Raw genomic sequence first — 6,112 nt, forward strand, 5'->3', positions numbered from 1 at the left:
CATACACTAAATCAGTAAGTTGGCAGCATCACCGCAAATCTCGCTCGAAGAAAACATACTAAATTGCGATGAGAAAACTACTATAGCTGGAGATATTGTTATTGCGAGAGTGGGTAGTCGAGTTATTGGCAAAACAAATATAATAGTTAGTGGAGCAGCTCTTATTTCTGATTGTTTATTTTCAGTTCGGTTTAAAAATGATAAAGATAAAAAGAAATTCCTAGACCACTGGGCTAGGAATAAAGATGAGTGGTTATTAACTCATGCAACAGGAACATGTGCTAAACACATAACAATGAAAAAATTGTCGGCGTATATTGATTCAATACTATAAATAATTTTTTTCAATACCCAACCTTTCCAACTCCTTTCTCCCCAAAGTTTTGAGCCAATTCCCCAAGCTCATCCCCTCTGCCTTTGCAGCTGCCTCGAACTGCGCCTTTAACTCAGGCGTGATACGAATCTGGAAGGTCGGTGCTTTTCCGGATTTGGACTGATTTGGGTCGCGTTTAGCTGTTGACATATACGTACCTACAAGCGCAAGATATCACCAATCAGGTACGTACCTTTTCTCTGCCGACCTGACTTATAAACGCCCTCGCCCGGAATTCGCAGTACCCGACGAGAGCTAACCTCATCAACTATCAAGGAGTTGATTATGGCTGATTCGCATTCTACCCCAGACACTGACCAATCCGGAACCGAGCGTTCGCTAATTGTGGGATATCGTCCGAATGTTTTTGACAAATCTACGCCCAAAATTATCCTTTCCGGCAAGTGGTTACGCGCGGCTGGGTTTGATACCGGGCAACAGATTACCGTAAAAGTGATGAACGGTTGTATCGTCCTGATGGTCTATGGCGAGCAGGAGCAACGGTTGCAGGATGAGTTGAAAGAAGCACATCAGAAGTTGAACAGAATTGAGAGCACGCTGGCGACTCTCCAGTGAATAGCGAGTTAACATGTAAATGGCGCTTACATGTTAACCTGATGCCGGATGGCGCTGACGCTTATCCGGCCTACTCTCCTGGAAAATGAAGCCAAAGTGTAACGGAAACCCAAACAAATGAATCACCACGAAAAACCAGACACAATCTTTTCGATTGACGACGATGAAAAAGTCGAAGAAATAAAAATTCAGTTACTGAAAGCCAAGATTCAATGTGCAAAATGTGACATTCATTCTGACAATATTGTTAATGGAGATAATTTCTTTGATGAATTAATGGCTCCGAATAAATAAAAATTTATTATAAACTCATGGGGAAGAACAGTAATTATGATGTTTGAAATTTTAGTTTATTATCCATGAATCGGCAACGCATCGGGGATTGTTCAATCCCTACACGAAAAAGCATAATGATAATACTGTCCTGATGGCCTATGCCAAACGATAAACATGACAGCACAATAAACACCATATTATAATCCCGCTAAAAACATACGGGCATTTTTTCTTTAATCAGGAAAGGACAGCCTCGTTTCTAATAAATTAATTATTGGGTTAAATATGAAAAGTTTATTCATGGCAATGGCTATCGCTCTCATCACAATCACCGCATCATCCACCGTTTTTGCATGCCCGAAAGGAGAACATCCGCACGGCGGTACCGGCTCACACCATAAGGGAGGCTGGTGCTCGTATGATCAGTAAAATTGCCATTCCTGTCGTGTTGTTGCTCTGTTTTTCAACATCGGCTTTGGCAAAAGCGACGTTGAATATCGACGGTAACTCGCTTTATCATGGCTATCAGTTGTATGAAAAAGGTTTTGATTATTTGAGCGTTCAGGATGAACAGACAGCTGTGATGTATATGTCTTTTGTCGCAGGAGTGGCAGGCGCATTGTCACAAGAGAATATCATCTGCGGTGAGAGTGTAACCATCGGGCAGGATGGCCGATATCGTAGGGAATTACCTCCAGACTCATCCTAAGGAACGAACAAAATATACGCCTTCAGCCCTGGCTATGATTGCTTTAGGCAAAGAACTCTCATGTAGTAAAAAAATAATAGCTAGCATCTGGCATAATATTTAGCTTTTGGTGCCGGATGGCGCTAAAGCTTATCCGGCCTACGAACTTCACACAGCAAGAAACAACACGCGGCCTTTCATTGGCAGTTGTTCGGTTTTACCGAATAACTGCCATAACCACCATATTCAATACGTATTAAAGCCACTGACCCATTAATCAGCGGCTTTTCCATTACTCACTTATATCAGAAGTTGTATTTCACGCCCAGCATACCGCGGGTATCGCTGTAGCCTTTGTCGCCGACCTGTTGAGCCACGTTGCTCCACACGTTGAGACGCGGAGTGATTTGGCCTTCGACACCGACTTTCAGTTCGGCGATGTTTTTTGTGCCGCGCATGTCGTTGCTGACATCGTCCATTTTCACGCGGGCGGTCTGCGTATTGTGGATCCAGTTGGCTTCGACAAACGGCTGGAACTCGCGAGATTTACCGTCGTCGATGGCGTTGTGGCCATTGATGAAGGCCTTCACGCCCAGGCGGGTCATCAGGTTGCCTGCGGTATCATCCTTCACGCGGGTGCCGTTCGCTTCGCGGTGATCGTCGGCCTGCACGTCCATCCACACCACCTGCGCTTTCGGTTGCAGCCAGTAGCTGTTGCGCTCGCTTTCACCCAGTTTGAAGCTGTAACCGGCTTCCACCGAGGTGGTTACCCCGCTGGATTTATACTTCTCCGCCGCCTGCTCCTGGCCCATCACCTTGTTATCAAACCAGTTGTACAGCACCCAGCTATCCACATAAGTACCGGTCTTGTCGGCGTCATTCGCGTACCAGGTACCGTACAGACCCACGCTGTAACCGGTAACCTGACCGCGTGATGCGTAACCGGTCAGACTGGACTGCGTGCGGTTCTGGCTGTTGGCGTAGCCTGCCATCGCGCCGATGTGCCAGCGATCGAGACCGTCGCTACTCCACTGTGCCAGGTCGCCGCCTAACTGCAATACATAGCTGTTGCTTTGAGTTTTCAACTGCCCGCTGCCATCTTTAAAGCGGGTATGGCCGCCGACGTTGCGCATCCACAGGCTGGTGACTTTTTTCTCGCCCGTCAGCATATCGGTGTACTGCGTTTCCCCCAGACGATCGTGCAGTCGGGTCATAAACAAGGTATTGGCGGCAAAGTTGTTAGCCAGATAGCTGCCCGCTTCCGGGCGGTACTGCTGTTCAGTTACCGGCGGCACAACAGGCTCTTCTGGCTCAGGGATCACAGGGTCCACGGGATCAATGGGGTCTGGTTCAACCGGCTCAGGGTCAGTTGGGTCGACAGGATCGGGGTCAACCGGACCAGGTGGAGTGACCGGAATAAAACTGGTCAGATACCAGTTGTTGTCCTTCTGTACCACGTTGTAATCATACGCACCGGCAACAATACGGCCCGCTTTTTCAAAGGTACCGTCGGAATTGCCCGCCACTTCAATGATTTCAATTCCTTCTACGGTTTGCGCCCCGGTTCCGCCGATGTTGTTCACCACCACGAACGTGTTACCCGCCGTATTGCCAAGTACCTTCAGCTTATCGGTTTCGGAGGCGTCATCATGAAGCACGGTGTTAAAAACCAGTTTGCCGCCGTTGCCGGTGAAATCCTCATTGATGGTCAGCGTCTGCCACGCTTCGTCGCCACCGTGGCCAAAGTTAACGACTGCCCCGCTGTTTAACGCCAGGTCGGTGAGCGTTGAGCTGTGGGTCATATTCCACGTCGCATCGCGCATTTGCAGCGAGATAACCCCCGTCCCTGCCGTGGCACTGGTGATATATGACGCCCCATTCCACAACGAGTTATCGGTCATGTTGAGCTTAATCGTACTGTTTTGCTGCGCCAGCGTGCTGATCGCCGCAGTGCCGCTGGCGGCGTGCAAATCACCGTCGATGAGGAAGCGACCGCCCGCCGAGCCGTCGACGATACCGCCCGTTTCAGTGCTGATGGCATAGCTTTCATTGCTGTGATCGCCCGCCATGGTAATGGCGGCACCGCCTGCCAGGTTTATCGCACCGCGTGAAATCGCAAACAGGCCGCGTGGCGCTTTGCTGTATGAAGTCGCTTTTCCAGCACTGTTCACGCTAATGGTCGCGTTGTCGCCCAGATTCACGGTCGCGTTCGTGGAGTAGACCGCATGTGCACTGATACCGTTCACCGTAATCGTGGCGTTATTGCCCAGTTCCGTTTTGGACGATGAGGCGGCATAAATCCCCGTTGAGGAAGCACCCGACGTCTCGATGGTAGCGTCATTGCCAAGCAGGATCGAGGAACCACTCCGCCCGGTGCGAAGACCTTCAGAGCCGTCGCCGGTCGTCACAATGTGTGCCCGGTCGCCAACGACAATCGTATTTTTGGCCTCCGTGGCGTCTTTCATTGCGTTTGCAGTGATACCACGCCCCTGGTAACCGGTGGTTTGAATATACAGATCGTCACCGACATAGATATTTGCCGAACCTGTCCAGCCCTGGCTTAGCGAGTTATAACCGGCATTGATCCCATCACCATCCTGACCGTCCACATAAATACTGGTGCGATCCCCGGTGATGATAAAGACCGGGTTATCCGGCGTATTAGCCCCATGCGTGCGGATACCGTCAACATCTTTACCGTTGTTAGCGGCATTCTTTGACTGAGTACGAATCGTCAGGTCATCACCGAAAATAACCCCTGGGCTTCCCGTGTTGCTGTTCTGAATAACGGTAAGGGAGTGTTCAAAGGCTTCTGCGCCAGGTCCATTAAGCGTCACCCCGTGGCCATAAACGGGAATCGTGCCCGCATTCCATTGATAAACATAATTCGGCATCGCGCTGGTTTTCGCGAAATGAGCATTCGCCTGAGCAGGAATTAACGCCTGCAATTCCGGGGGCAAACTGCTCACCAGCCCGCTGGAGGGAAGACTGTCGACATCCACCCATGCCGCGTGGGATGAAAATACCATAGAAGCTAATGCGGCAGACACCGCTATGGCTAGACGTGAGTAATACTTAGGATTGGGCATAATTGCCTCCTGCATTTAGGCGTAGAGAGTCCACCACATCATAATAATGTGGAAATAATAAAAATGAAAAACAGTTATAAAATATTCGAGATTATTTTATGAATACTATGACCCAGCTTTTCTTCAAGCCGAAGTTTATAGACGTAAATTTTCTTAATATCGATATTATCTGTGACGGTGATTTGCTGAATACTTTTCCCCGACATAAAACGCTTCAGCAATATCATTTCCGTGTAGTTTAATGATCGTCCACGCTTGCTGTTAGCCAGGTGACCTGTGAACAGTCGGTGAATCTTCTGATGCTGAACAATATCGTCATCGTCAGAATAAATAATGCCTTGTATGTAACTGCTTTTCGACAACCAGTAATTGGCTAACGGTGTCAGATTCCGGTCAGAGAGCAGGACAATACGCATCCCGCTACGGGCTAAACGGTCAACCCACTGCGGATCGGCGAACAAGCGCAGATTCGGGAACGAAAAGTCGACAAAAATAAAGCCCCGGGACAAATGATTTTGATTATTAAGCAGAAGTTTTTCAACGATCCCTGCTTTCAAAAAACGATTCCCCTCAGGCCAGATAGCAAAAGTAGCACGGTGACAATACTGTGCGCGTACCGCAGGCTGCGGAAATAAAGAGCAGGATAATTCACAACTTATGCAACGAATATTTGGTGGCGGTTTTCTCTTCATCAAAAACAACTCCTGTAATTTTTTCCTTCAATATTTCACTGGTAAATAAATGTGTCAATCGACACGCTACGCGCGCCCCGTTAGTCAATTAAATTCAGTCATTAAAAATGTTATAAAGTCTTATCAGCAAATTAATACGGATGGTAAATAACCTGATACCAATCAGTATATGCGTATCTTTTCTCAGACAAATAACCATAACATTAGGAATTTTGCACATAAATCACGGCACCAGGATAAATACTCACATAGCACTATTTGCTAAAAAACCGACACAGGAGATAATTATCAATAACATTAATCCGATAATTTAATCACTCTGGCGGCGTGGTGAATAAATATAAGGGGAATTCTGATAAATCTGTAATGAATTCTCATTACTTAACCTTAGGGAAGGTGCGAATAAGCAGGTCATTTC

At 47.7% G+C, this 6,112-nt stretch carries 7 protein-coding genes; 4 read left to right on the plus strand and 3 right to left on the minus strand.

All coding sequences use genetic code 11. The features are described from left to right. The first annotated feature begins 19 nt into the window (after positions 1-19). Entirely contained in the window at positions 20-334 is a 315-nt protein-coding gene (locus FDX01_RS18710) for a hypothetical protein (protein WP_137400267.1), read from the plus strand. Here the strand turns inward: FDX01_RS18710 and FDX01_RS18715 are convergent. Beyond that, a complete protein-coding gene (locus FDX01_RS18715; RefSeq protein ID WP_137400268.1) occupies positions 329-523 on the minus strand; it encodes a toxin-antitoxin system HicB family antitoxin in 195 nt (64 codons plus the stop codon). The genes FDX01_RS18710 and FDX01_RS18715 overlap by 6 nt on opposite strands. A 135-nt stretch (positions 524-658) precedes the next feature. On the opposite strand from FDX01_RS18715, the gene FDX01_RS18720 reads away from it, so the two are divergent. From FDX01_RS18720 to FDX01_RS18730, 3 genes are all read left to right on the plus strand, one after another. Continuing rightward, positions 659-949 carry a SymE family type I addiction module toxin gene (locus tag FDX01_RS18720; protein WP_137400269.1) on the plus strand — a complete coding sequence of 97 codons (291 nt, stop codon included), beginning with the start codon at positions 659-661 and terminating at the stop codon, positions 947-949. Between the two features lie 117 nt (positions 950-1,066). After that, positions 1,067-1,243: a prevent-host-death protein gene (locus FDX01_RS18725; RefSeq protein WP_137400270.1), complete on the plus strand. Its 177-nt coding sequence runs from the start codon at positions 1,067-1,069 to the stop codon at positions 1,241-1,243. 400 nt (positions 1,244-1,643) lie between these two features. After that, positions 1,644-1,934: a hypothetical protein gene (locus tag FDX01_RS18730; protein WP_249361022.1), complete on the plus strand. Its 291-nt coding sequence runs from the start codon at positions 1,644-1,646 to the stop codon at positions 1,932-1,934. Positions 1,935-2,218: 284 nt separating this feature from the next. On the opposite strand, the gene misL is transcribed toward FDX01_RS18730, so the two are convergent. Further along, a complete protein-coding gene (misL, locus tag FDX01_RS18735; protein WP_137400271.1) occupies positions 2,219-5,002 on the minus strand; it encodes an intestinal colonization autotransporter adhesin MisL in 2,784 nt (927 codons plus the stop codon). A 74-nt stretch (positions 5,003-5,076) separates the two neighbouring features. Then, positions 5,077-5,694 carry a helix-turn-helix transcriptional regulator gene (locus FDX01_RS18740; protein ID WP_137400272.1) on the minus strand — a complete coding sequence of 206 codons (618 nt, stop codon included), beginning with the start codon at positions 5,692-5,694 and terminating at the stop codon, positions 5,077-5,079. Positions 5,695-6,112 lie beyond the last annotated feature (418 nt).

Origin of the sequence: Citrobacter sp. wls613, from assembly GCF_005281195.1 — a bacterium.
Lineage (GTDB): Bacteria > Pseudomonadota > Gammaproteobacteria > Enterobacterales > Enterobacteriaceae > Citrobacter > Citrobacter gillenii.